Below are 24119 nucleotides of genomic sequence, written 5' to 3'. Positions count from 1 at the left end.
GTATAGTAAAAACCCCAATAGGTTTAGACTATTGGGGGTAGTAGTTAATATTTATTTAGATGGACTATATGCCATATCTGGTCTCATACTTCCTGTAAACACCTCAAATTTCAACAAATTACTTCTTAGCTCATTGTATAATTTAGGCCATTCAGCACCTAAGAGTTCATTGTTTACGGTTACTTTCGCACTATAGTCAGTAGCATTTTTTGCAGCAGCTGCTACCATATAAAACTCACCCCTGGTACCGAAACCACTTTTGTATACCCTGTAATAGAATTTCGAGCCTTTACTGGCAAATAAACTTGTTATAGCTTCCATATTCTTTTTTACCATAGCCCGGCTGGCCGGAGTAATATGGAAATAGAAGAATTTACGATAATTTTCACCTTCAGGTGTTTGTGTTATGCCTTCTGGCATGTAAGACAGTGCCTTGTCTAAATGTATGATATAATCCTGTTCAACATCATAACACTCATCCATTCGGTTAAACATATTGGAAAAGGCCTCTTTACCCATTTTTTCCATCAAAGTTGGGAACAAGGGTTTGTCGATAGCCGCCATATTTGCAATAGGGGATACCCAGAGATAGCGGTCATCTTCTGTATTGGTAACTATGGTACTAATTTCCTGAATGTTATGTTTTTTCAGGTTCTCTGTAAATTCTTTACAAATTGATTCGTAGTCGGCTACCTTAGAAGGTTTTACAACATCCTCATGTACCCAATATGCCTGGGTGTTACTTTCTCCCTGGGCGAGGCCTATAGCCCCGGTAAGTAATAGTAAAATTAAACTTGTTAATCTTGTCTTTAATGTTCTCATCATTGATTCAAATTATGTTAAACTAATTAATGTATTGGATTTAAATTATTCAAGCACAGGCGCAGTAAGGGAGTAACCCAGTTGTTGCAGAAGGTCGAGCTCGTTATAATAGACGTCTTCCTTATATAATTTTCCTTCTTCTGTGAAATAAAGGTGCGTAAGTCCCTGAATCTTAATTTTTTTACCCGTAGCCCGCATCTCACCAAACACGCCCGTGTTACTGCCAGTGCATTCCCAATTCATAAAAATGTTGTTGCCTTCAATGTACGCGTCACTATATTGAATATTTAGGTCAGGAAAACCTGTAAAATAAACATTCATGTGAGCCGCCATTTCATTTTCATTCCCGGCAACATTGATACCATTAAGCATTCTAACAAAATTCTTCGCTACCAATTCATTTAATTTAGAGACATTTTGATCATTCCAGCACGAATCAATAAATACAGTTAAATTATTGGAAAGTCGATCGTTCATAGACAATTCCGCATTTTTGTTCTCTGGTCTGCATGCTGTAATTACAACGAATAAAATAAAAATATAAATGACAGATTTGGACATGGTTTTCCGCACAAATTAACCGATAAGCGTTCATTATACCTATGCGGTATGCTAAAGAAGCAATATATTGGTACAAATAAAAGTATGTATGGACGAACAGCCCTATTTACTGTCCGAATGTCTATTTTCACTTAACGAAGCAATTATTATGTTAAAATTTGTATATTTAGAGAATTAGGTGCCCCCCTCGACTATTTATAAAATATCATGGTAAGCCGATTTTTAACGGTTTTGGTTTTCTTCATATGTTCATTTTTGAGCCCTAAACTTTTGCAGTCCCAGATTATTGACTTTCAAAGCGAAAATTCCTACAATAGAGTATTTGTTGATACAGATAATTTTGGTGTTTCCTACCTGGACATCCTTGAGGGTGCATACCCATTAGCCAAAACAGATACCATCCAATTCAATATTCTAAATGACCTAGCCTATTACTGGCATACCAGGAATTTAACAAAAGCCTTAAATTTTACAAATGAAGGCTTACAACTAACCCGTGAAAGGAAAGATACCCTATGGGAAGGCAGGTTTCAAATTACTGAGGGGGCTATTCTTTTAAGGATGGAGAAATTGGATAGTGCGCGATTTACTTTAGAATCCTCAATGAAAAAAGTTTTAGAAAAAGACCTGCCATTGGTCTATACTCAGTTGGGGTATGTATATGAAAGACAGGGAAAACTAGATAAGGCGGCCGATATTGCTATGGAAACCCTGCTTTTAGGAGATCAATTAAAGGATAAAAGAGCCATGGCGGTGGCGTTTAGCGATTTGAGTAATTTATTTTGGAAACAATCGCGCTTTGAAAAAGCTTTGGAATATGGATTAAAGGCCTTAGTTCTTTTTGAAGAAAGAGGATTAAACGATCTGGATTATGATTTTACGCTCTATGTTGTTGGGAATTGTTATCTGGCACTTGATAAACATGAAGAAGCTCTTAATTATTACGAACATTCTATTGCAATTGGTGAGCGATATGGCTTTTATAATAATTTATGCGACGTATATATATCTATGGTATATCTGAAGGCCTATCTGAACGATTTTGATGCAGCAGATCTTGCAGGTGAGAATGCAGTAAAATATGGGCAATTGTTGGATAATAACTTCATGTTAATGCGTTCCTGGCTGTCTATTGGTAAATCACAAAACCTGCAGGGCAAATACATTTCCGCAATCGAGAGTCTTGAGAGAAGTCTTTACATTGCCACTGAGGATTTTGGAGATGATTTTTATCTTAGCCAGGCCTATGAAGCATTGGGTAAGGCTTATGCAGGTAATCACAATTATCGAGAAGCATATCAGGCCTATGCAGAGTATGATAAACTTAAAAAGGAGATATTTACGGCCGAGGCAGATCAGCATATTTCATTATTACTTACTGAGTTTGACGTGGCTCAAAAAGAGAGTACTATCATAGTACAGGAAAATCAAATTAAAAAACAAAGATCAACGCAGACGCTAATGATTCTTATTGGAGGGCTTTTGCTTATGATTTTATTACTCCTATATAATGGCATAGAAACCAATAAAAGGAAAAACAGATTGCTTAAAAAACAAAATGACGAAAAAGAATTTTTACTAAAAGAAATACACCACCGGGTAAAAAATAATTTAGAAGTTGTATCCAGTTTATTATCTCTGCAATCTGAACAGGTAGGGGATTCAAAGGTAGCCGACGCTATGCAGAAAAGTCAACTTCGGGTACATAGTATGAGTATGATTCACCAAAAACTTTATCAGGGTAAAAGCTTTTCATCCATTGAGATGAAGGAATATTTTAAGAGCCTGGGAGATTATATTGTAGATATTTACGGGGCTTCAGAAAGAATTCATATTGAATGTGAGATGAAGAAAATGGAATTGGATGTTGATACTGCTATTCCAATTGGTCTGATAGTGAATGAGTTGTTTACCAATGCTTTAAAATATGCCTTTCCAGATAATCGTAATGGACTTATAAAGATTAGTCTTATAGAATCGGGGAATCAGTTACAACTCGAAGTGTCAGATAATGGCATAGGGAAAAACTATCATGAAAAGATGGAGGGTACGGGTTTTGGTACTCAATTAATTGAATTACTTACCAGGCAATTAGAAGGCAAAATGTCCTTAAATGTTAAGAAGGGAACAGCAGTTTCTTTTGAATTTCAAAATCATAGAGCAGCTTAAATATGAATAAGTTAATTAGAATTTTAATAGTGGAAGACGATATGATTATCGCAGCGAATCTTTCATTACAATTAACAAAGTTAGGCTACGAAGTCATTGGTATTGTGTCCGGGGGTGAAGATGCAATTAGTAATGCAAATCAAAATAAACCTGATATCATTTTGATGGATGTTAATCTTAAAGGTGCCATAGATGGCATAGATGCGGCTATTGCTATTCATCTGCAAAATGAAATACCCATAATATATTTAACTGCCAATAATGATGACGGCACTTTTTCCAGGGCAAAAGAAACGCAACCTTATGCTTTTATTTCCAAACCGTTTAATAAATTAAATCTTCAGCGAACGATTGCACTGGTTGTTGAGAAAATAAAGGATAACGGAAGTTTAAAACAATACAGGGCTCAAACTAATTTACAGGTTTTACCTGATCAGATTTTTGTGAGGCATAATGGGAAAATGGTTAAAATATTAATAGACCAAATTCTTTATATTGAGGCCGAACGAAACTATTGTAATATTATAACCGAAATAGGTAAATACCTGGTTGTAAGCACTTTAAAAACAATTGAAAATGAATTAAAAGATAGTTGTTTTATACGAGTCCACAGGTCATTTATCGTTAACATATGTAAATTGGATATTGTAGCAGATAGTCATCTAGAGATAGACAGAAAGGTTATTCCAATAAGTAAGTCATATAAGGAAGTTTTACTTGGAAGATTGCATACCATTTAAGGGTTAAAAGAACAACTTTCTTAAACAATACACTTATCTTATTTAGTTTTTTTGATTGTACTTTTTATCATGGCTTCTACAATTGCATGCCCACCACCGTTATCTCTTTTTTTTAGCTCCTCGATTATTTTGGGATGATCCTGTTCACGACCTTGCGATAACTTATAAGCTGCCTGTATTTCCTTTATCTCAATCTCAAAACCTATAATGCCTTTAATTTGCCTGAGTGTATTCTTGGACAAATTATTCAGGGATATGGGATTTTCTGATTTTCTCTCATATTTGTCTACCAGTTTATGAAGAGAGGTCATCATCGCCTTCTCGTCCTGAATTTTTAATAATCCGTAGATATGTACTGCAATATAATTCCAGGTAGGAACTTCTTCTTTTGCATACCAGGATGAAGAGACATAAGTGTGTGGCCCGTTAAATATGCAAAGTACTTCCTTATTTTCAATAAAATATTTCCATTGTGGATTTGCCTTAGCAATATGCCCTACAAGGATGTCATTCCCATTACTATCCTTATCTAGCTCTAGTGGGATATGTGTGGCCCAAGGTTTACCCTTTATGGAATTTATTAAAATGCCAAAGGAATTATTAATAATGAATTCCTTAACTTCTTTAAGGTTCTCATTTTTGTAGTGTTGTGGGATATACATAGGTTTACCTTACTTATTCTCCGCCAAAGGAGGGTCTAAATTACAATTAGTCGCTCAAAAACTACAATTCAGTAAGTCTTTTTTATATGGGAACGGGTTTTAGGCCATTTTTGAGCCATAAACCTTTAAAACTCCAAAAAATGAAAAACACTTTATTACTAATATCTTTCTTTATAGGGGTATCTGTATTTGGACAGGATAAATATACCAAAGGGATGCAACAGGCTTTTTCACTTTGGGGTGAGGAAAAGACAACAGAAGCGTCCAATCTTTTTGAACGAATTGCCATGGCGGAATTGGATAATTGGTTGCCATATTATTATGTTGCTCAGGTAAATACCACTCACTCGTTTGGCGAAACAGATAAAGAAAAGATAGGTCAACAGCTAGAAAAGGCGCAGGAATCTATTGACCTTGCTATGGCCATATCACCTGAAAACCCGGAAATACTGATACAGCAGGCAATGATCCATACTGCTTGGATAGCTTTTGACGGTGCCACCTATGGAATGACCCTCTCAGCGAAAAACGTTGCGATTTATACAAAGGCATTGGGCCTGGCTCCTAATAATCCAAGAGTGGTTTTGTCTAAAGCCGAATGGGACATGGGTTCTGCCAAATACTTTGGAAAAGACACGGCTCCTTATTGTAAAGATGTAGAGCGGTCATTGGAACTTTTTGCTAACTTTAAACCTGAAGGACCATTTTATCCTAATTGGGGAAAAGAAAGAGCTGTAATGATTCTCAATAATTGTGATAATCAGAAAGTTAATAAATAATTAAGGCTTTAAATAATGAGATATCTGTTTAAGACATTTTTAATAGGCATATTTATTGGGCTGGTCTTATCTGTTATTTTTATTGGTATTGAATTCTTTGCAAACGGCTCAGTTCAATTTGATAGAGAATTTTTCATAGGAGTGGGTTATAATCTACTTTATTCTGTGATACTGACCCTTATTAACAGTTCTTTTTTTGATTATTTAAATCATCGGGTCGTTTGGAAAAAATATGGCAGGTATAGACTGGTTATAGGAGCCGTTGGTGGAATAGTTCTAACCATGATTGGCATTCTTTGGATAAGAATATTGATTCGCATGGGGTTCGAAAGCGCCAGTTGGGAGGAATTTCTCGCTGAGGAAAGGGTTATCCATTACCTTATAGCACTAATAATCACCGTTGTAATTAGTGTCTTTTTTCATGCCTTTTACTTTTACAGGGCTTTACAGGATAAAAAAGTCAAGGAGCAAAAAATAATTGCCGGGACAGCTTCTGCAAAGTTCGATGCATTAAAAAATCAGCTAGATCCTCATTTTTTATTTAACAGTCTTAATGTACTTACAAGTTTAATTGAGGAGGATCCCGATCAGGCACAAAAATTTACTACGTCTCTATCAAAAGTATACAGGTACGTTCTGGAACAAAAAAACAAGGACCTGGTTACCGTTGACGAGGAACTTCAGTTTGCAAAAACATATATACGATTGTTAAAAATGAGATTTGAAGACAGCATTGTATTTGATATTCCAGAAAAGTGCAGTAATCCTGAAGCTAAGATTGTGCCACTTTCCCTGCAACTTTTGCTGGAGAATGCGGTTAAACACAACGTAATCACGAGTACAAGACCTTTGCATATTAAGGTTTTCGAAGAAGGGGAGTCACTGGTCATTCAAAATAATTTGCAAGAGAAACAGGTGGTCAAGAAGAGTAGTGGTGTAGGACTCAGGAATATTCAACAACGATATAGTATCCTTTCGGACAAAGAAGTTCAAATTAAAAAGACCTCGAAAGATTTTACAATCTTATTGCCTATGCTTACCAAAAAGGTTAGTATGAGGGAATCACAGCAAATCTATATCAGTGATAAGAGATATCAGAAAGCTAAAGAACGAGTAGAGGCAATTAAGGGTTTCTATGGAAATCTTACTGCATATTGCATTGTAATCCCTTTTTTGATTTGGTTAAATTTTAGGTCAACAGGTTTTCCGTGGGCAATCTTTCCTGCACTGGGATGGGGTTTTGGACTTCTAATGCACGGAATGGAGGCCTTTGGCTATAATCCTCTATGGGGTAAGAACTGGGAGGAAAAGAAGATAAAAGAACTAATGGATAACGATAAGTTTTAGGAAGGGATTCGGTCTACTCAAAATTACAATTCATCGGTTTAATAATACGGTTGAGAAACTTAAATTTAGAAGGTTGTCCAACATTTCGGAATTTTGATTTGTAATTAATAACAGAATCATTTACAAAACAGGACTCATGGAAAATAATAGAAAAGAAGCCGGTTATTTAAAGGCAAAGGAACAAGTAAAAGCTATTAGGGAATTTTATATCAGTAGTATTTTGTACTGCATAGTTATCCCTATCCTAATATGGATAAATTATCAGACTACCAGCTTTCCCTGGGCGGTGTTTCCGGCTCTTGGCTGGGGTTTTGGCCTTGTAGTTACAGGTATGGCTGCCTATGGAATAAACCCTTTGTGGGGTAAGGGATGGGAGCAAAGAAAAATACAGGAATTAATGAATAAGGAAGGTTTTTGAGCTACTCTGAAACCGATTCTCTAAGTTGCCTATTTTTAGGACAACACTAAAATATTAACAACTAACAACAAAAATATCATGGAAGATTTTAATAAAGAAACTAAATACCTAAGAGCGAAAGAACGTGTAGATTGCTTAAAGAAATTCTACGGAAATTTAGTGTCATATACACTGGTAATTTCTTTTTTGGCGATAATAAACTACTGGACGAATGAGTGGCGGTATATGTGGTTTTTATGGGCCGCATTCGGATGGGGAATTGGGATAATTTTTCACGCCATTAAAACTTTTAATTTAAATCCTTTTTTTGGGAAGGATTGGGAAGAGCGCAAGATTAAGGAGATCATGCGGGAAGATGAACATCAAAACAGGTGGGAGTAAACTAATTATAGAAAATTATACTAAATAAGATACTAATGGATATTGACAATAATAATAAGCTCGAAAGGGCTAAGAAGAGAGTGGGAGAGATAAAAGGATTTTATATACATTTGGCTGTTTACATAGTGATCAACTCCTTTATTCTTGTGAATATTTATATAAGGACTATGGCTGAAGGGGAAAGTTTCTGGCAATTTCCCACGTTTTTTACCTTGATTTTCTGGGGAATTGGATTGGCATTTCACGGGGCGCACGTATTTAATTATAACCCGCTATTTGGAAAAAAATGGGAAGAACGCCAAATTCAGAAATATATTGAAAAAGACAAACGCGAAGCTGATAAATTTAAATAGTAAAAGTATTTTGGTAAAGTATTCGATTATTTTCAAAATAATAGAAATTGATTAAATCATTAGGATGAATGTATTGATAATTGAAGATGAAAAACCCGCTGCAAGGAGACTGGCAAGGTTGCTCACTGAACTTAATGTCAGGGTATCTACTATGCTTCATTCTGTGGAAGAAGCAGTGGAATGGTTTCAGAATAATGAGCATCCCGATTTGATTTTTCTCGATATTCAATTGTCGGATGGCTTATCCTTTGAAATTTTTGATGTCGTTGAGGTTAATAGTGCTATTATTTTTACCACGGCTTATGATGAATATGCATTACAGGCATTTAAACTTAACAGTATAGATTATCTTCTAAAACCAATTGACGATGAAGAGTTGGAAAGTGCAGTTAGAAAATATCAAAACCTTAAACCGGATCATGATCAAATAAGTCTGGATTTTGAGGATATAAAAAAATTACTTGTCAACCCCCTCGAAAGAGAATACAAAAAGAGATTCACTATTAGACTTGGACAGCATCTGAAAATTATCATTGCCGATGAAATTGAATGTTTCTATAGTGAAAACAAAGGTACATATGCTGCAACTGCAGAAGGAAGAAACTATCTTCTGGATACTACACTAGAAAACCTTGAGAATGAATTATCACCACAAATATTCTTTAGAGTGAGCAGAAAGTTCTATGTCAATATCAATCACATAAAAGACATTATTTCTTACACCAATTCTCGTCTAATAATCAAATTAAATCACTATAATGAGCAGGAAATAATTGTTAGTAGGGAGAGGGTTAGAGATTTTAAGTTATGGTTAGAGTAATAGCCATTAAATATCTGACATAAAAACACTTAAGTATAACTATAGATTTTTCTTATAGTTGGTTTTTTGTAGCTTTTCAGGACTTTTTATTCACTCTGTTGTCATCAAAAGCAGAGGGAAGTAATTTAGGGATTAATTTAATGAAAATTGGCAATAAAACTGCTCCTCCGGGTAATAAAAATATCGCCAGGGAAGGTATGCTTTTAAAAATATCTATAAGCTGATTTTGAACTTTTTTCTTTTCTTCCGGACTGAGGTCCTTGACCGTGGACTTGGAAAGTAGCTGCATCAATTCTTTACTCTCTGATAATTCTTTTTGAAGTCTTTTATTATTTCTTAAAATCAGTTTATTGACCACTTTGGACATGCTATCATAAAATTGAATTGCCATGTTTGGGTCTTTCAGAAAAGGAATATTTGCAGAATTTTTTTCAAAAAAGGATGTAATTTCCTCCAATGATCGGGAAATCTCTTTTCTCTCAAAACCAAGATCCTTGCCAATACCAAAGATAAATTCGGATTCCTGATATTCCAGTGTTTTATCTTCCCAAACAGTAAGACATGCCACATCCAGAAAATAATGATTTTCCCAGATTGCTGAGTTATTCAGTAGCTGGACTCTGTATGAACCGTCAAATTCTTGCTTTTCACCATCAATAAATGTCATAGAAGAAGCAAAAAGTTGCGCTAAACGCTCGTCCGTTTTGTTTTTCTCTTTAGAGTTTAGTGCGTGTGAGGTAACATTTACGGTCAGGTATTCTAGTGTTTGGGCGTGTTCCCTTATGTTTTTACCTCCGTTCAGGTAATATTTGAATGTAAGAACGTCAATAAATAATAGTGAGTTAGTAATAATTCTGTTGAAAGTCTTACTAAATACATTATCGCCCAGGTAAACCCTTGATTCAATCAATTTTTCAAGTTGCTTAGAGGTTTTACTGCCGGCAAGGATTTTATTGAGGAAAGAAATATTACTAATATTAAGTTCCTTATAAAATTGAAAAATTATTTGAACAAAATCATCAAAATTAGAATTGTTGTGTTCTAATTTAAAAGTAAAAAACAAGGACGTTAACAGGTTGATTTTTGCTTTTTCATCTTCAGACAAAGTGTGCTCAGGACTAATAAAACGGGGAATCTTGATATTTAAACCGTAGACAAAACCGGATGTTTTAAGCCCCCCGTAAAGATCTCTGAAATCGGTAAAAACTTCAAGATTATGTTTTACGTCGTACCCGAATTTGTCAATCCAACCGGATGCGGATGGGTTCATTGGCTTAATCTTTTAAAAATTCAAAGTAAAACAAAATATGGGACATTCCCTTTATTGTCCTTGTTATTAAAATGGAAAATAGGGCGGTAGTAACAGCTCTCAACATAATTTTATTTTTTTATAAACTGTAAATTGGATTTAAATATTCGCTATTAATCAGTGCTAAATCCAGTTAGTATTTTGGTTATTTTTAACTTTTTTGTAGGATTTTATGGATGAAATGCTTATGTTTAACGTTCAAATGCTATCAGAGCATTTCTGCAATGCCCCAAGTATTACAGAAATCTGAATTTATTTATTAGTACGTTTTCGAGAATTTAACCCAAATCAACCTCGTTATGGAATACTATATTTTCTCCGTTTGGTTTTTAGTGATGTCATTTCTTTTGTTCAAAGTTTTTAAAGCCCATTATTCCTTGAGAAAAAATCAGGGTAGAGAAATTAATCATTAATAATTTAAATATTATAAGTACTAAGCTATCAAAATTTCAAAAATGATAGACTGTTACTGCTATTCGAGATTCACTGAAAAAACCATAAACGAATAGACCTCTTAAGACTAAAAATGGCTGCTAATTTAGCAGCCATTTTTTAATAAAATTACAGGTATACTATTCAATGATTCCGGTGCAGCTTACTCTGGCACCAGCGGCACCACTTGGTTGAGAGGTAAAATCATCAACTCCCTGATGTACAATGACAGCTTTGCCTAAAATATTCTTATTTGCATCATCACAGCCTATGCACCATTGATCTGTACTAAATTCAACAATAGCATTTCCTTCTGTATCTGCGGTAAAATTACCGATATCACCTTTATGATATCCCTCCGCTGCGCCCCATTTTCCATGTGGTTCATGTGTAGGGTTCCAATGCCCACCGGAAGACTTGCCATCATCAGAAGAACAATCTGCCTTTTCGTGTATATGGATTGCGTGTTCTCCAGCACTAAGGCCGCTTAAAGTGGCTTTCATCATTACCATTCCATTTTCTTCTGTAAAAACAACTTCACCCTGAACATTACTGTCACTTTTGGGTTGCATAGAAAATTTTATAACCTCTACATTTACTTCCTCTACAATTTTTTCTACAGGTTGGTCCGTAGCATCTTTGCCCTCTTTTTCAGTCTTTTTACCATCTTTACAATTATATGCCAGTACAAGAATCATACTTAAAGCGATGATGTGTATTTTCTTCATTTGTTTATCTTTTTATGTTACATAGGAAAGTTACGGAATAATCGCTGGTAAGTCAATACAATAATTACAATGATTTAAATAAGGCCTTGGGACCTCTTACCATGTTTAAGGTTATCAGACTGGAAAATGGATTCTTCTATGCTTGCTTCGGGAACTTATTTCTTCTTAGTTTTTAAATAATACCTCTTTTTTCCATCGGTAGACCTTTCCATTCTAAAAGGATCGTTTATAATTAACTAATTAGTTTAGTTACGACCTGTGTCTCACTGTACAGGGTTTTGTGAACAGGACATTTATTTGCTATTTCCAGGATACGTTGAGTCTGTCTCTCATCAATATTGCCGGTTAGTTTAAGTTCCCTGTGAAAAGTATCTATCATTGCCCCGGGTGACTCACAATCCTGGCAGTCCTCCGCATGTGATTTACTATATGAAGTGTGCACTTCAACATTTTGCAGGTCCCAAGCTTTCCGTTTTACATACATCTGAATAGTCATGGCAGTACAGGCAGACAAACCTGCAGAGACCAACTCATATGGAGAAGGCCCGAAATCATTGCCACCAAATTCTTCTGGTTCATCAGCGATCATATAATGTTTACCTACTTTCATTGATGTTGAAAATCCTTCATTTCCATCCAGGCTCGCTACCACCTGGTGTTTGGAATTAATGCTTTTGTCCTGAGGAATTTCGAGGTAACGTTGTGCCCAACCTGATATTACTTTACCTGCATATGATGAATCTTTTTTATCTGAGAGGAGGTGATCAGCGCCATCTAAAGAAATAAAGCTCTTCGGGTGATGTGCGGCAATATAAATTTCTTCCGCATTTTTAATAGCAACGGTTTGATCTTGTGGAGAATGCAATATCAAAATTGGTTTGCGTAATTCTTTAACTGTTTGTGGAAGAGTCCTATTCTCCAAATCATCCAAAAATTGCTTTTTAATAGTAAAATCCCGACCTCCGATATTGACCTGGGCCTTCCCTTTTAAGTTTATTTCATCAAGATTACTCTTTAGCAGATGTTTTACATGCACAGGATTTGAGGGCGCAGCTATTGTAACTATGGCATTTACCGAAGTTATTTCCGATGCAGCAAGGAGCACTGCTGCGCCCCCCAAAGAGTGTCCAATCAAGAGGGTTGGGGCTTTATAAGTGGCGTTGAGATAATCCGCAGCAGCGATTAAATCCTCGACGTTCCCTGAGAAATTAGTATCGGCAAAATCACCCTCACTTTCACCTAAACCAGTGAAATCAAAACGTAAAACACCAAAACCATTGGAGGTAAGTGATTTACTTATATTTTTTATTGCTAACAGGTTTTTGTTGCAAGTAAAACAGTGGGCAAATAACACATAATTATGCGGTACTTGATTTGCGGGTAACTCTATTCTTCCCACCAATTTCTGGCCCGACTTATTATGAAATATTACTTTTTGTAGGCTCATATTGCTTTTTAATTAATTGATAGTCGAATGAAAGGTACTAAACTTTCTTGCAGATGGAAATTGTAATTATTAGATCAATTTGTTAAAAATATAGAAATAACTCTTTAGGGTTGAGCAATTTGAATATTCTTAAGTTAAGGTCGTAAGCCTTCATTCTGGATGATCCTTAATTGAAAGTTGGGTATTTTTATGAAAGGCAACTATACCAACGAAACCTTAGTATGACCGGGTTATTTTGCCTCACTCTTTTTTCGACGTAAATCCGGATTGTAGAAAACACCCACCTGTAAACGATCGAAATTGGTAGTACTAAAATGGTTTTTCAAATACCCTAACTGCAAACTTAAATTTTCCACAATATTTAAACCCAGGGCAGCATAAAGTCTGTTCTGTCCAAAAATTTCGTCTTGAAGATTCAAAAATATCTCATCATAGAAGTTAAGGAAAAAAGTATTGGTAAGTGGCAATGTTATTTGTAATCTATACCTGGCTCTGTGCTGGGTATCAGAAGAATTTCCTGAATTCAAAAAACGCTGTTCGAAGCGAAAGCGGTGTTCAAATAATAGTTCCCAAACTTTGTTTTTGAGGATAAATTGTTCAAAAATTCTGTTTTCCAAGAGCTTATTTTGATTAGGGATATCTTCAAAACTTGTATCGGTATCAATGTAGCCATAACCTATAGTAGCAATGGCCTCAGGACTAATATGGTAATTGAGGCCAATTCTAAGTAGTAATTGATTGAAATTACTGGTAGTTTCATAGTATCTGAACTGAGCTTCGGAATGAATGCTAAATCGCTCTGAAACTTTATTCATTCCAAAGTACATATACCATGCCCCTAATTTATCTTCTCCTGTTTCCTGAGCCTGAGTAATGGCAACAATAAAAAATATAACAATGGCTACCAATTTTCTCATAAAGTAATATCCTTTATACCAGTGTAAAATTACAGGCTCGCTTGATTGCCAAAAGTCAATTCAAGCGAGCTTCTTTATTGAATTAAAATATCTAAATTCAATTAATTTAGATTTTATTAAAACTTATGAATCGGAATTCATTTCCATGGTTTCACCATCCTTAATGGGAGTACCCTTATCCTGCTTTAGATATACATCTAAAAATTCCAAAACTTTACTATAAGCTTCAATTTGATTTTCCTTTTTAATAAAACCATGACCTTCGTCTTCAAATAGGACATATTCCACCGGAACCCCATTTTTTCTAACCCCTGCAACAATCTCATCAGATTCAACCTGTAAAACCCTGGGATCCTGTGAGCCTTGCAAAACAATCAATGGTTTAGTTACCTTATCAGTATGGAATAAAGGGGATATTTTTTTAAGACGAACAGAGTCTGCGCTATTTGGGTCTCCCAATTCTTTGTAAAGCGCATCTTTAAATGATTCCCACCATGGCGGAATACTTCTAAGGGTTCTAATCCAGTTGGTAACACCAAATAAATTTACTCCTACTGCAAATTCTTCAGGGGTATAGGTAAGCGCAGCCATAGTCATATAGCCGCCATAAGAACCACCTATGATACCAATCTTCTCTGCATCAATTTCTGCTTGTTGTGTGAGCCAATTTTTCCCTTCCACACAATCTTTTAGATCTTTATCCCCATGATTTAAGTCATCCATCTGATAAAAAGTCTTACCATAACCGCTGCTTCCTCTGTTGTTTACCGCCAGGATGGCATAGCCATGATTTACCATATATTGTATTAAGGAACTAAAATTTTGTCTTGATTGTCCTCCAGGGCCACCATGCACCCAAACCAGAGCAGGCACTTTGTTTTCAGTACTGGCCTGATGAGGTTTGTAATAAATGGCTGGTATTTCAGTGCCATCAAAAGATTTAAAGCGTATAACTTCTGCAGTGACAAGATGTTCACCTTTTATTTCCTGATTTAAAACGTCTGTAATTTGATTCTGCCCTTTGGTTTCTATATCATATACAAATAAATTAGAAGGAGTATTTGAACCACCAACATAAAACCTCATGGTTTTTTCATCCTCTGAAAAACCAACATTAGTAATGCTGGTATTATCAAATTTGGGAAGTTCAATATTTTCACCAGAAGCCATATCTTTTACTTCAATAACATTTTTGGCGTCTTCATTTATATAAGTCACCTGGTACGTGCCATTTTCAGTAAAATAACTACCAACTATATCCCAATCGCGTTCCATAACTTTTTCACGAGAACCATCAGTAATATTATATTTCATGAGGTAAGCAAATTCTGCGCCATCGTCTGTAGTATAATATAATGCCGAATTGTCTTTAGCAAAGTCCTCGCTACTATTAGCGCATTGATTGAGATTTATTTTTGTTGTAGACTTATCCTTAAAACTATAGAGGAACAAATCACTGTCATTCGTGTTAATAGCTTTGCTTAAAGGAAGGTATTGTTTGTCATGTGAGATTCCGCTAACGTTATATCCTTCATTATTTTGGTAGAGAAGGGTAGGGGTAAAATTCTCTAAATCCATCTCGTACAGATCCATATACCTCTTATCCCTTTTGTTGGAAGTGAAGTAAAAGCTTTTGTCATCCTCAGCCCATCCGTAAAAAATTGTTCTGGCACCTTCATAAGGGGTTAGATCTTTGTGCGCTCCATCCTCGCCCCTCAGATAAATATGATAAATTTCATCCCCATTATTATCCATTCTAAATAACATACGTTCGTCTTCAGGGAAATAGGAAATGGAAAACACAGAAGAACTATCAGAGGCAGTAACCGGGATAAAATCTCCACCTGAGGAAGCAACGGTATACAGATTATAAATACCTGAACGGTTACTGGATACTAATAATTTTGATTTATCCGGTGAAAAGCTTCCACCAAACACACTCTCATTGTCCATCATTTGCTTTATGGTGTAAGTCTCCAGAGTTTCTGCAATGTTTGGTTTTTCTCCCATTTTTTCTTCCTTGCAACTCCATATCATTGTGATTGCCAGCAATAAGATCAGTTTTTTCATTTTTACTATGGTTTTAAGATTGATGATTAAGTAGCTATTAGCCCAGAAAATAAAGAAGAATGAGCATTAATTATTGCGGGTAGGAATGGCCATTTTTGCATTAAATAAAGGTGCTTAAATTTAGTTGCTAAATATACCAAAAAGTTGAACTATAAATCTTAAAAGCTTGTTAATGGCAGATTCCAATTTATAATTAGAAATGTTTATAAGAAGAAAAGTCGATATATAGCATTCGATAATTATTTAAATTGTAAAATTTGCATCAATTGTAATGCTCTAATGATCTAATGCTCTGCCAAATAGACTTCGCCATCTTTCATTACAAATTTCACCGATTTTATAACCGAAATATCCTTAGTAGGGTCACCTTGAACGGCTATGATATCTGCCAAAAACCCCTTCCTTATTTGGCCGAGTTTGTCAAGGTGAAATACACGTGCATTTATGGAGGTTGCAGATTGCAGAACGGTCAAAGGGGTCATCCCGTATTCTACCATTAATTTCATTTCCCGATAATTTTCTCCATGACTAAAAACACCTACATCCCCGCCAAAAATAATCTCAACCCCCGATTGTATTGCCTCTTCAAATGAAGCTTTTTTTTGAATAATTCTTTTGGGCACGGGACCTCTACCTTTTATCCAACCGCTATATTGCTCAACGGCTTCGCCCGCGGCAAGTGTGGGACAAAAGGCAACATCGTTTTCCTTCATTAAATTAAACTCCTTAATTGTTCCCAAATCCCCGTGTTCTATCGTTTCTACTCCTGCAAGAACTGCCCTGCGTATTCCCTCAGGAGTACTAGCATGAGCTACTACATATCTTCCTGCACTTTTAGCGGTAGCCACCATAACTTCAAGTTCATTCTGCAAAAAAGTAGGTTGGGCCGGTTCACCAGTTTTCCATCTGTAGTCTGCATATACTTTAATAAAGTCGGATCCATTGCCTATCTGCCTGCGCACCGTTCGAATGGCTTCATCAATTCCACTTACTGTTTCCGCTCCCAGGGGGACGGCTACCCCGTCATGAAACCCTTTTGGGCCATACGCTCCTGTAGCAACAATTGCCGGGCCTGCAACCAGTAAGCGAGGTCCGGGAATAATACCTTCATCAATAGTTTTTTTTAGATAAACATCAGTATATCCGGCTCCTTCTGCGCCCAGATCCCGCATTGTAGTAATTCCTGCCAATAGGGATCTTTTGGCATAAACGGAACCTCTGATTGCCCTCTCTGCAGGAGATTCCTTAAGTACCTGATCATTCCAGCTGGTTTCATTATATGGATGAAGCAGTAGATGTGAATGACCCTCTATAATTCCTGGTAGAAGTGTCATCCCCTTAAGCCAAATAGTATCTTTTATAGTTTTTATGGGACATTTATCAAGAGGGCCCGTGTAATCAATACGATTGCCATCCACAACAACGATCCAATTAGCAAACAAATTTTCTCCATCAAATACCCTATCAGGAATTAATACTGACTGACTTTGTATTCCGGTACTTAAAAGCAACAAAAATATGATAAACAACTTTTTCATTTCTGGTTTTATTATTGAAGATTGAGTCCTGAAAATAAAGATAATTACCGATTTAGTATCCTTCTAATTGCAATAAATAAAAAAATGAATAGGGAATAACCAATAAAAAACGGAATTATATAGGATTCCAGATTACACATAAGCATTATACCTATTATTAAAAGTTGAAATCCTAGTCCAAAAGTAGAAACAGCCGTCATAAACCAATTGGGAAGATATTGACTTGCTACAGCCCTTCTGTCCAATTCATAAATTATCCTATCAAATAGTCCATATAAGATGCTGTAAAGTCCAAAAAGGAAATTAACCGTGCGCTGATTCTCTCCGTTCATGGCTTTTGGCGCCTTGCGTTCAAAGACCCGGCTAGTAGTATCACCATTGTATTTATTTCTCAGAATAACATAATAGTAATTATAGAGTGTTCCCTGTAGCTGAAGTCCAATAAAAGCCAGGATGGTATACATTATTGATCCATCAGTAACGTACCAAATGGTAATCAGGATCATTAGATTAAGAATAATATCCGAAACAGAATCTAAATATCTGCCTGTATAAGAGGGCTGATTTTTAATACGGGCTAATTCTCCATCTGCAGCATCTAAAATTGATTTTAATATTAGGAAGAACGCAGTGGCCAGGTAATTATGATTAAGGATACATAGGATGGCAAGAAGCCCCGAAATCACAAATCCGATAGTTAGATGAACCGGCCTAAAAGCTGTATTTTTTAAATAGTTTGCTATGATTCGTGCAATGGGCCTGCCATAGTCTGAAAGGTCTATAAATTGATATTCCTTAGGTAATTTAGACATTACGTTTATGCCTGCTACCTCTGTAGATATTAATAACGATGACACGCTGGCTTAATATGAAGTAAAGGCTTAATACAAAAATAACAATAAATCTACCATTACATAAGTTAAAAATGAGCGCAACTAGTTAGTGGAAGCGTTTTTTGCTATTTGTTGAAGTTTTTGATCAATATCTATCTTGCTTATCCATTTCCCCCTGACCATTACGCCAGACACGTCTTTTAAGGCATTTATGTCTTCAATGGGATTAGAATTAACCAGCAGAATATCTGCAGCCATTCCTTCCTTTAATTGGCCGAAAACACTATCCATATCAAAGAAGATAGCTGGGTTAACTGTTCCGGTTTGTATTATTTCAAGTGGAGATAAGCCCGACTTCAACAATCCATCCATTTCGTGATGGATGGAAAATCCGGGAACATTGAATAATTGTGGAGCATCTGAACCCAAAAGCAAGCCATGCCCAGTTTTATTCAGTTCATATATTAGTTTTCTTCTTATGTCTATAAAGGTAAACCACTGCGATTTTTCAAAATTTGTGCCCGGACCTGTTGATGCATCTTTACGTTTTCTCCATTCTGACAAGGTTGATGCGGGCATGTATTTCATCTCGGGTTGCTGAAGAAGTATCTCTCCATCTACCGGTGCAAACCATCTTTCAAAAAGGCTTTGAGTTGGTACTATCCAGACGTTGTTATTTTTTGAAAGCTCAACCAGTTCATCTATCTTGGAAGTATCAGCCAGTTTTGTGAAATTGTAGCCAAAAAATCCATTGTCATTTGGATTAACATTCTCTGACTTAGGCACCAAACCTTCTAAAAACCCGTCTACATGGTCTATAGAGGCATATCTACTCTCCAAGGCATGTTCAATACCGACATCAACAGGGACATGTCCGGAAAATGAAATCCCCGATTCATTGGCAGTTTTAACTAATTCGTCAAACACATCACGCTTAATTCCAGGGTGAATTTTTAAAAAATCATATCCGTCATTTTTATAGGATATGACTTTCTCTCTGGCTTCTTCAGCTGAGGTTACCGAATTTCCATTTAAGGAAGGACTTGAAGTAAATATTCTCGGACTTAGAAGTTCTCCTTGTTCTGCCGCTTTTCGCAACTCTAAATGAGATGAATGACCTAACATTCCCCTTATAGTTGTAATACCATTTGAGAGATACAGAAAAAGGGTTTCTTCTGTTCGTTCCTTAGATGTAGGCGGTGAAGGAATATGAGCGTGCATTTCGGCGAGGCCGGGTAAGGCATATTTCCCTTGACCATCTATTATGGTTTTATATACTCCTTCATTTTCTATGTTGGTTACAATCTTCTTAATTTTTCCGGAGTCAATAACCATTTGCCTCCCAGGGAGAAGTTCCCCAGTATTTACATCAATGACGCTAACATTGGTAATTAAAATGGCCGTATCACTTATTTTATCCTGAGCCTGATTGCATGAAATAAAGGTTAAAATAGCACTGACAATAAATATTTTTTTCATGGGTTTATATTTTTTCTATTTCCGATTCTTTCATTATTATGAGCAACTCTTTAGAGTTTAAAATTGAATCTTTAAGGCTAACAATATCAATTAATATCCACATAATCCCTAATGATAATGGATTAATTCAGTTTCTATTTAATAAATCATTTACCTCGATTTAATATTCTTAGCACAGAGTTCAATGATTTGTTGAATTCTTTTTTTTCTGGTTTCATCTCTTTTTGCCTGATTAAGCCAAGACAAATAACTCTTCTGATAGGTCCGGCTAAACCTTTTATAATTTTTGAAGGCGGCTTTGTCTTTGTCAAAAGCATTTTGTAGATCTTTTGGAATAATGCCATTTTCAACATTATCAAGAGAATACCACGATCCATTTTGCTTGGCAAGTTCAACTTTTTTTAAACCACTTTCATGCATTAAATCCTTTTCTATAAGCTCCTTTACATATGTTTTATTGAGTTTGCTCCAAGCGCTTTTAGGATTTCGTGGGCAGAAATATTGCTTTCTTTTTCCATTACCCAGACTTTTAACTTTACTATCTATCCAACCGTAGCAAAGTGCAACTTTAACAGCGTCCTCCCAGCGCATTCCAGCTATTTTCAATTCCACCTTATAGAAAGTAAGATAGACTGCGGGATAAGAGTCATGGTGTTTGGCAAGCCAATCGCGCCACTCTTTCTTGTTTCTAAAATACAATTCCGGTGTAGAATTTACAGTTACCATCTTCTTATATTCAAATTAATAACTCTTGAATGCTTTTTGGATTAAATCGTATACAATACTTATCTTAGAACATTTTCTATTTTAATTTAAAAACATATTTGAAAATAATGAAAAATATTTATAGCTGTGCGATAGTTTTCTGTTGTCTTTTATTTTTTGGTTGTGATTCCAAAAAAAGAGAGGGGAATCCGAAAGTATTGGTATTCTCCAAAACCATGGGATTTAAGCATACAGCTATCCCTGATGGAATTGCCGCCATTCAAAAACTAGGTGCCGAGAATAATTTTGAAGTAGATACCACAAAAAATGTGGCCATCTTTGAAGAAGATTCATTACAGCAATACTCGGCTATCATATTTATGAGTACTACTGGGAATATTTTGAACCATAAACAGGAAGCTGGTTTTGAACGTTATATTCAGGCTGGGGGAGGCTTTGTTGGCGTACATGCAGCTACGGATACAGAGTATGATTGGAATTGGTATGGGAAATTAGTTGGAGCCTATTTTCATAGCCATCCTTCTGGTACGCCCGAAGCAGATTTTATAATAAAGGATCAGGCTTTTGCCGCAACCAGCTTCTTTACAGATACCATCTGGCACAGGACCGACGAAATGTACAACTTTAAAAAAATAAATCCGGATATAAACGTCCTTATTACCATTGATGAAACTACCTACGATGGGGGTATTAATGGTGATTTCCACCCAATGAGTTGGTACCATGAATACGATGGTGGCAGAGCTTTCTACACTGCTTTAGGTCATACTTCAGAATCCTTTACCGAGGAACTGTATTTAAAACATTTACTAGGTGGTATCCAATACGCTATTGGGGATAATCTAATACTTGATTACTCTAAGGTAAGCTCGCAGATACCTCCGGATATTGATAGGTTTTCCAAAGTTTCTCTGGTAGGTGGAGGAGAGTTTTTTGAACCTACGGAAATGACCATTTTACCAAATAATGATGTGCTTATTGGTCAGCGAAGAGGAGAAGTTATGCATTACAGCGCAGATTCCAAAGAATTAAAACAAGTGGCATTATTGGATGTTTATCATAAGACATTATCTAACCCTGATGTTAATGCCGAAGAAGGACTCATGGGATTGCAAAAAGATCCGAATTATTCCCAAAATCACTGGATATATGTTTATTACGCTCCAACCGGGAATGAATCTGTAAACCGATTGTCAAGATTTAAGTTTGAAGATGGAGTTTTTGATTTGGACTCTGAACAAAAAATTCTGGATGTCCATAGCCAGCGTGAGATATGTTGCCACACAGGAGGATCAATCGCCTTTGGACCTGGAGGGCTTTTATACTTGTCTACGGGAGATAACTCCACACCCTTTGATGAAAAAGATGTTAAATATGTGCATAGCGGATATGCTCCAATAAATGATATTCCCGGGAAACAACAGTATGATGCACGAAGATCTTCCGGAAATACAAATGATCTAAGAGGTAAGATTTTGCGGATAAAAGTCAATAAAGATGGCTCTTATGACATTCCAAAGGGTAATTTATTCCCGGTAGGAATGGACAAAACCAGGCCTGAGATCTACACTATGGGTCATCGAAATCCTTATAGAATCTCGGTTGATCCTAAAAAAGGTTATGTTTATTGGGGTGATGTAGGTCCGGATGCCAGGGAGGACAGCCTTTTAACAAGAGGCCCCAGAGGTTATGATGAAATGAATCAGGCCAGGGAAGCCGGTAATTTTGGCTGGCCACTTTTTATTGCGGATAATAAAGCCTATTTCGAATACAATTATGAAACAGGAGTTAGCGGAGAAATATTTGATCCTGAGAAGCCCCTTAATAATTCTAAAAATAATACGGGCTTAAAAGAACTTCCAAAAGCGATGCCTGCCTATGCTTATTACCCGTATGTCGAATCTTCAGATTTTCCCCAGGTAGGTACTGGAGGAAGAAATGCCATGGCCGGACCTGTTTATTATTCAGATCTTTACAAAGGTCAAAATGCGCTTCCAGAATACTTTAATGGAAAAGTGCTCATCTATGATTGGATGCGGGGCTGGATGAAAGCAGTTAGTCTCTTTGAAGACGGAACATTCAATAAAATGGAACCTTTTTCTTCAGATATTGAAGTCAATAGCCTAATAGATATGGAGGTAGGTGCAGACGGGAGAGTTTACCTGCTTGAATATGGGAGTGGTTGGTACTCAAAAAATGATGATTCAGGATTAAGCTATATCGACTACAATAGCGGAAACAGGCCTCCAGTTATTGATCACATGATCGTGAATAAGACCTCCGGTAGTTTGCCACTGAATATTTCGGCAGAAGTTGTGGCAATGGATAGGGAGAAGGATAAAGTAAGTTATATATGGGATCTTGGAGATGGAACTACTATGGAGACACCTGAGCCTTCTATTGAATACACCTATGATAAAGTAGGCGAATACAGGGTTTCTGTAGAGGTAAAGGATGATAAAAATGCTGTAGCTACCAGCGAAGTGATAACAGTGGTTGCAGGAAATTCCAGGCCTAAGGTAACTATAGATCTTAGTGGCAGCAATACCTCGTTCTTCATACCAGGTTTACCTGTTAAATACAAGGTTACTGTGGACGATCCGGATGGTAAAGGGAAAATTGATGAAGAAAATATTTTTGTTTCAGTTGATTATATGGAAGGGATGGATGAGGTAAATCTTTCATTAGGTCATAAGGAAATTTCTGCCTCTGTTTCAGGTAAGGCCCTTACTTTATCAATGGATTGTAAGACCTGCCATAAGGTGAACGAGGCTTCAATTGGACCAACCTATTTGCAGATAGCTGAAAAATACAAAGACGATGAAAATATACTTAGCTATTTGCAAGGTAAAATCAAATCAGGCGGAAATGGTGTATGGGGTGAAGTAACGATGCCGGCTCATCCCAATATTACGAATGTAGAATCCAGACAAATTGTTATGTACATCCAATCGCTGGCAAAAGGAAGAGCGGCAAAAAAATCACTTCCTGCAAAGGGTATAATAGTACCTGAACCAACACCAGGGGCTAATGTATTTGTTCTTACAGCCAGCTATACCGATGCCGGAACAGATGAAGCCAAACCGCTAACAGGTATGGAAAAGGCTTATTTAATGGGTAGTACTGTACCTTTTTCAGATAAAACCAAAACAGAAGGATTTACGCCTGTTTCTTTTAATGGAATGGATTTGCTTGTGATTCCCTCAAAACAAGCTTGGTTTGCACTGGAAAATATCGATTTGAAGGGGGTAAAGAACGTTTATATAGCCATTGGAGGACAGGAATTACCTACGTCCGGACTGGGTTTTGAAATGCGATTAAATGCTCCGGATGGTAAGTTATTAGGAAAGGGAAGCATGCCGAAACCTGCTGCAGGGCAACGAAGCGGAGAAGTGGCTATTAAACTTGTAACAGATTCTGATGTCAAAGCAGAGGAGTTATATTTTGTTTATGTGCCGAAAGAGCAGGAGGAGAAAAGATCTGGTATTGCTGTAGCACTGAACGTTAGGTTTGCCGCCAATTAATTATTTTTAAGAGTATCAATTAAGTCGGAGTTAAGCACTATTAAAAGCGTTTTCTTAACTCCGA

21 protein-coding genes are annotated in these 24119 nt (G+C 36.3%); 9 read left to right on the top strand and 12 right to left on the bottom strand.

Annotated features, from left to right (window positions below; genetic code table 11):
• Positions 1-51: 51 nt before the first annotated feature.
• Positions 52-825: a hypothetical protein gene (locus tag ABJH90_RS08405; RefSeq protein WP_348138284.1), complete on the bottom strand. Its 774-nt coding sequence runs from the start codon at positions 823-825 to the stop codon at positions 52-54.
• A 42-nt stretch (positions 826-867) separates the two neighbouring features.
• Positions 868-1383 carry an ester cyclase gene (locus ABJH90_RS08400; RefSeq protein WP_348138282.1) on the bottom strand — a complete coding sequence of 172 codons (516 nt, stop codon included), beginning with the start codon at positions 1381-1383 and terminating at the stop codon, positions 868-870.
• 255 nt (positions 1384-1638) lie between these two features.
• On the opposite strand from ABJH90_RS08400, the gene ABJH90_RS08395 reads away from it, so the two are divergent.
• Positions 1639-3552: a histidine kinase dimerization/phosphoacceptor domain -containing protein gene (locus ABJH90_RS08395; protein ID WP_348138280.1), complete on the top strand. Its 1914-nt coding sequence runs from the start codon at positions 1639-1641 to the stop codon at positions 3550-3552.
• A 2-nt stretch (positions 3553-3554) separates the two neighbouring features.
• Positions 3555-4292, top strand: a complete 738-nt coding sequence (locus tag ABJH90_RS08390) for a response regulator (protein ID WP_348138278.1) — start codon at positions 3555-3557, stop codon at positions 4290-4292.
• Positions 4293-4330: 38 nt separating this feature from the next.
• On the opposite strand, the gene ABJH90_RS08385 is transcribed toward ABJH90_RS08390, so the two are convergent.
• The gene (locus tag ABJH90_RS08385; RefSeq protein WP_348138276.1) at positions 4331-4954 is read right to left on the bottom strand and encodes an FMN-binding negative transcriptional regulator; all 624 of its coding nucleotides are present in this window, start codon (positions 4952-4954) and stop codon (positions 4331-4333) included.
• A gap of 140 nt (positions 4955-5094) precedes the next feature.
• Here ABJH90_RS08385 and ABJH90_RS08380 point away from each other — a divergent pair, with 140 nt between their 5' ends.
• The 6 genes from ABJH90_RS08380 (at position 5095) to ABJH90_RS08355 (ending at position 9052) form a co-directional block, all read left to right on the top strand.
• The gene (locus ABJH90_RS08380) at positions 5095-5733 is read left to right on the top strand and encodes a hypothetical protein (RefSeq protein ID WP_348138274.1); all 639 of its coding nucleotides are present in this window, start codon (positions 5095-5097) and stop codon (positions 5731-5733) included.
• A 15-nt stretch (positions 5734-5748) separates the two neighbouring features.
• Complete coding sequence (locus tag ABJH90_RS08375; protein ID WP_348138272.1) at positions 5749-7080, top strand: 2TM domain-containing protein; 1332 nt, start codon at positions 5749-5751, stop codon at positions 7078-7080.
• Positions 7081-7216: 136 nt separating this feature from the next.
• Positions 7217-7498 (top strand): 2TM domain-containing protein, encoded by a 282-nt coding sequence (locus ABJH90_RS08370; RefSeq protein ID WP_348138270.1) that lies wholly within the window; start codon positions 7217-7219, stop codon positions 7496-7498.
• 78 nt (positions 7499-7576) lie between these two features.
• Positions 7577-7879 carry a 2TM domain-containing protein gene (locus ABJH90_RS08365; RefSeq protein WP_348138268.1) on the top strand — a complete coding sequence of 101 codons (303 nt, stop codon included), beginning with the start codon at positions 7577-7579 and terminating at the stop codon, positions 7877-7879.
• 35 nt (positions 7880-7914) lie between these two features.
• Positions 7915-8232 (top strand): 2TM domain-containing protein, encoded by a 318-nt coding sequence (locus ABJH90_RS08360; protein ID WP_348138266.1) that lies wholly within the window; start codon positions 7915-7917, stop codon positions 8230-8232.
• Positions 8233-8296: 64 nt separating this feature from the next.
• Positions 8297-9052, top strand: a complete 756-nt coding sequence (locus ABJH90_RS08355; protein WP_348138264.1) for a LytTR family DNA-binding domain-containing protein — start codon at positions 8297-8299, stop codon at positions 9050-9052.
• Between the two features lie 76 nt (positions 9053-9128).
• On the opposite strand, the gene ABJH90_RS08350 is transcribed toward ABJH90_RS08355, so the two are convergent.
• From ABJH90_RS08350 to ABJH90_RS08310, 9 genes are all read right to left on the bottom strand, one after another.
• Complete coding sequence (locus tag ABJH90_RS08350; protein WP_348138262.1) at positions 9129-10322, bottom strand: LETM1-related biofilm-associated protein; 1194 nt, start codon at positions 10320-10322, stop codon at positions 9129-9131.
• A 611-nt stretch (positions 10323-10933) separates the two neighbouring features.
• A complete protein-coding gene (locus ABJH90_RS08345) occupies positions 10934-11521 on the bottom strand; it encodes a superoxide dismutase family protein (protein WP_348138260.1) in 588 nt (195 codons plus the stop codon).
• Positions 11522-11753: 232 nt separating this feature from the next.
• Positions 11754-12968, bottom strand: coding sequence for a bifunctional alpha/beta hydrolase/OsmC family protein (locus ABJH90_RS08340; RefSeq protein WP_348138258.1), 1215 nt, complete (start codon positions 12966-12968; stop codon positions 11754-11756).
• 230 nt (positions 12969-13198) lie between these two features.
• The gene (locus tag ABJH90_RS08335; RefSeq protein WP_348138256.1) at positions 13199-13885 is read right to left on the bottom strand and encodes a DUF2490 domain-containing protein; all 687 of its coding nucleotides are present in this window, start codon (positions 13883-13885) and stop codon (positions 13199-13201) included.
• A gap of 123 nt (positions 13886-14008) precedes the next feature.
• Positions 14009-15955, bottom strand: coding sequence for an alpha/beta fold hydrolase (locus ABJH90_RS08330; RefSeq protein WP_348138254.1), 1947 nt, complete (start codon positions 15953-15955; stop codon positions 14009-14011).
• Positions 15956-16239: 284 nt separating this feature from the next.
• Complete coding sequence (locus ABJH90_RS08325) at positions 16240-17493, bottom strand: amidohydrolase family protein (RefSeq protein ID WP_348138252.1); 1254 nt, start codon at positions 17491-17493, stop codon at positions 16240-16242.
• A 44-nt stretch (positions 17494-17537) separates the two neighbouring features.
• Positions 17538-18305 (bottom strand): CDP-alcohol phosphatidyltransferase family protein, encoded by a 768-nt coding sequence (locus tag ABJH90_RS08320; protein ID WP_348139353.1) that lies wholly within the window; start codon positions 18303-18305, stop codon positions 17538-17540.
• A gap of 123 nt (positions 18306-18428) precedes the next feature.
• Positions 18429-19805: an amidohydrolase family protein gene (locus tag ABJH90_RS08315; protein WP_348138250.1), complete on the bottom strand. Its 1377-nt coding sequence runs from the start codon at positions 19803-19805 to the stop codon at positions 18429-18431.
• 150 nt (positions 19806-19955) lie between these two features.
• Complete coding sequence (locus tag ABJH90_RS08310) at positions 19956-20531, bottom strand: YdeI/OmpD-associated family protein (protein WP_348138248.1); 576 nt, start codon at positions 20529-20531, stop codon at positions 19956-19958.
• Positions 20532-20638: 107 nt separating this feature from the next.
• On the opposite strand from ABJH90_RS08310, the gene ABJH90_RS08305 reads away from it, so the two are divergent.
• A complete protein-coding gene (locus ABJH90_RS08305; protein WP_348138246.1) occupies positions 20639-24055 on the top strand; it encodes a ThuA domain-containing protein in 3417 nt (1138 codons plus the stop codon).
• Positions 24056-24119 lie beyond the last annotated feature (64 nt).

Origin of the sequence: Eudoraea sp. (assembly GCF_039969275.1) — a bacterium.
In the GTDB taxonomy this organism is placed as follows: Bacteria; Bacteroidota; Bacteroidia; order Flavobacteriales; family Flavobacteriaceae; genus Eudoraea.
This window is presented reverse-complemented; position numbering and strand designations above follow the sequence as displayed.

Excerpts from the sequence above, each read along its gene's own strand:
- ABJH90_RS08405 (WP_348138284.1), bottom strand. The coding sequence starts at position 825 with ATGATGAGAACATTAAAGACAAGATTAACAAGTTTAATTTTACTATTA.
- ABJH90_RS08400 (WP_348138282.1), bottom strand. The coding sequence starts at position 1,383 with ATGTCCAAATCTGTCATTTATATTTTTATTTTATTCGTTGTAATTACA.
- ABJH90_RS08390 (WP_348138278.1), top strand. The coding sequence starts at position 3,555 with ATGAATAAGTTAATTAGAATTTTAATAGTGGAAGACGATATGATTATC.
- ABJH90_RS08385 (WP_348138276.1), bottom strand. The coding sequence starts at position 4,954 with ATGTATATCCCACAACACTACAAAAATGAGAACCTTAAAGAAGTTAAG.
- ABJH90_RS08380 (WP_348138274.1), top strand. The coding sequence starts at position 5,095 with ATGAAAAACACTTTATTACTAATATCTTTCTTTATAGGGGTATCTGTA.
- ABJH90_RS08375 (WP_348138272.1), top strand. The coding sequence starts at position 5,749 with ATGAGATATCTGTTTAAGACATTTTTAATAGGCATATTTATTGGGCTG.
- ABJH90_RS08370 (WP_348138270.1), top strand. The coding sequence starts at position 7,217 with ATGGAAAATAATAGAAAAGAAGCCGGTTATTTAAAGGCAAAGGAACAA.
- ABJH90_RS08365 (WP_348138268.1), top strand. The coding sequence starts at position 7,577 with ATGGAAGATTTTAATAAAGAAACTAAATACCTAAGAGCGAAAGAACGT.
- ABJH90_RS08360 (WP_348138266.1), top strand. The coding sequence starts at position 7,915 with ATGGATATTGACAATAATAATAAGCTCGAAAGGGCTAAGAAGAGAGTG.
- ABJH90_RS08355 (WP_348138264.1), top strand. The coding sequence starts at position 8,297 with ATGAATGTATTGATAATTGAAGATGAAAAACCCGCTGCAAGGAGACTG.
- ABJH90_RS08350 (WP_348138262.1), bottom strand. The coding sequence starts at position 10,322 with ATGAACCCATCCGCATCCGGTTGGATTGACAAATTCGGGTACGACGTA.
- ABJH90_RS08345 (WP_348138260.1), bottom strand. The coding sequence starts at position 11,521 with ATGAAGAAAATACACATCATCGCTTTAAGTATGATTCTTGTACTGGCA.
- ABJH90_RS08340 (WP_348138258.1), bottom strand. The coding sequence starts at position 12,968 with ATGAGCCTACAAAAAGTAATATTTCATAATAAGTCGGGCCAGAAATTG.
- ABJH90_RS08335 (WP_348138256.1), bottom strand. The coding sequence starts at position 13,885 with ATGAGAAAATTGGTAGCCATTGTTATATTTTTTATTGTTGCCATTACT.
- ABJH90_RS08330 (WP_348138254.1), bottom strand. The coding sequence starts at position 15,955 with ATGAAAAAACTGATCTTATTGCTGGCAATCACAATGATATGGAGTTGC.
- ABJH90_RS08325 (WP_348138252.1), bottom strand. The coding sequence starts at position 17,493 with ATGAAAAAGTTGTTTATCATATTTTTGTTGCTTTTAAGTACCGGAATA.
- ABJH90_RS08320 (WP_348139353.1), bottom strand. The coding sequence starts at position 18,305 with ATGTCTAAATTACCTAAGGAATATCAATTTATAGACCTTTCAGACTAT.
- ABJH90_RS08315 (WP_348138250.1), bottom strand. The coding sequence starts at position 19,805 with ATGAAAAAAATATTTATTGTCAGTGCTATTTTAACCTTTATTTCATGC.
- ABJH90_RS08310 (WP_348138248.1), bottom strand. The coding sequence starts at position 20,531 with ATGGTAACTGTAAATTCTACACCGGAATTGTATTTTAGAAACAAGAAA.
- ABJH90_RS08305 (WP_348138246.1), top strand. The coding sequence starts at position 20,639 with ATGAAAAATATTTATAGCTGTGCGATAGTTTTCTGTTGTCTTTTATTT.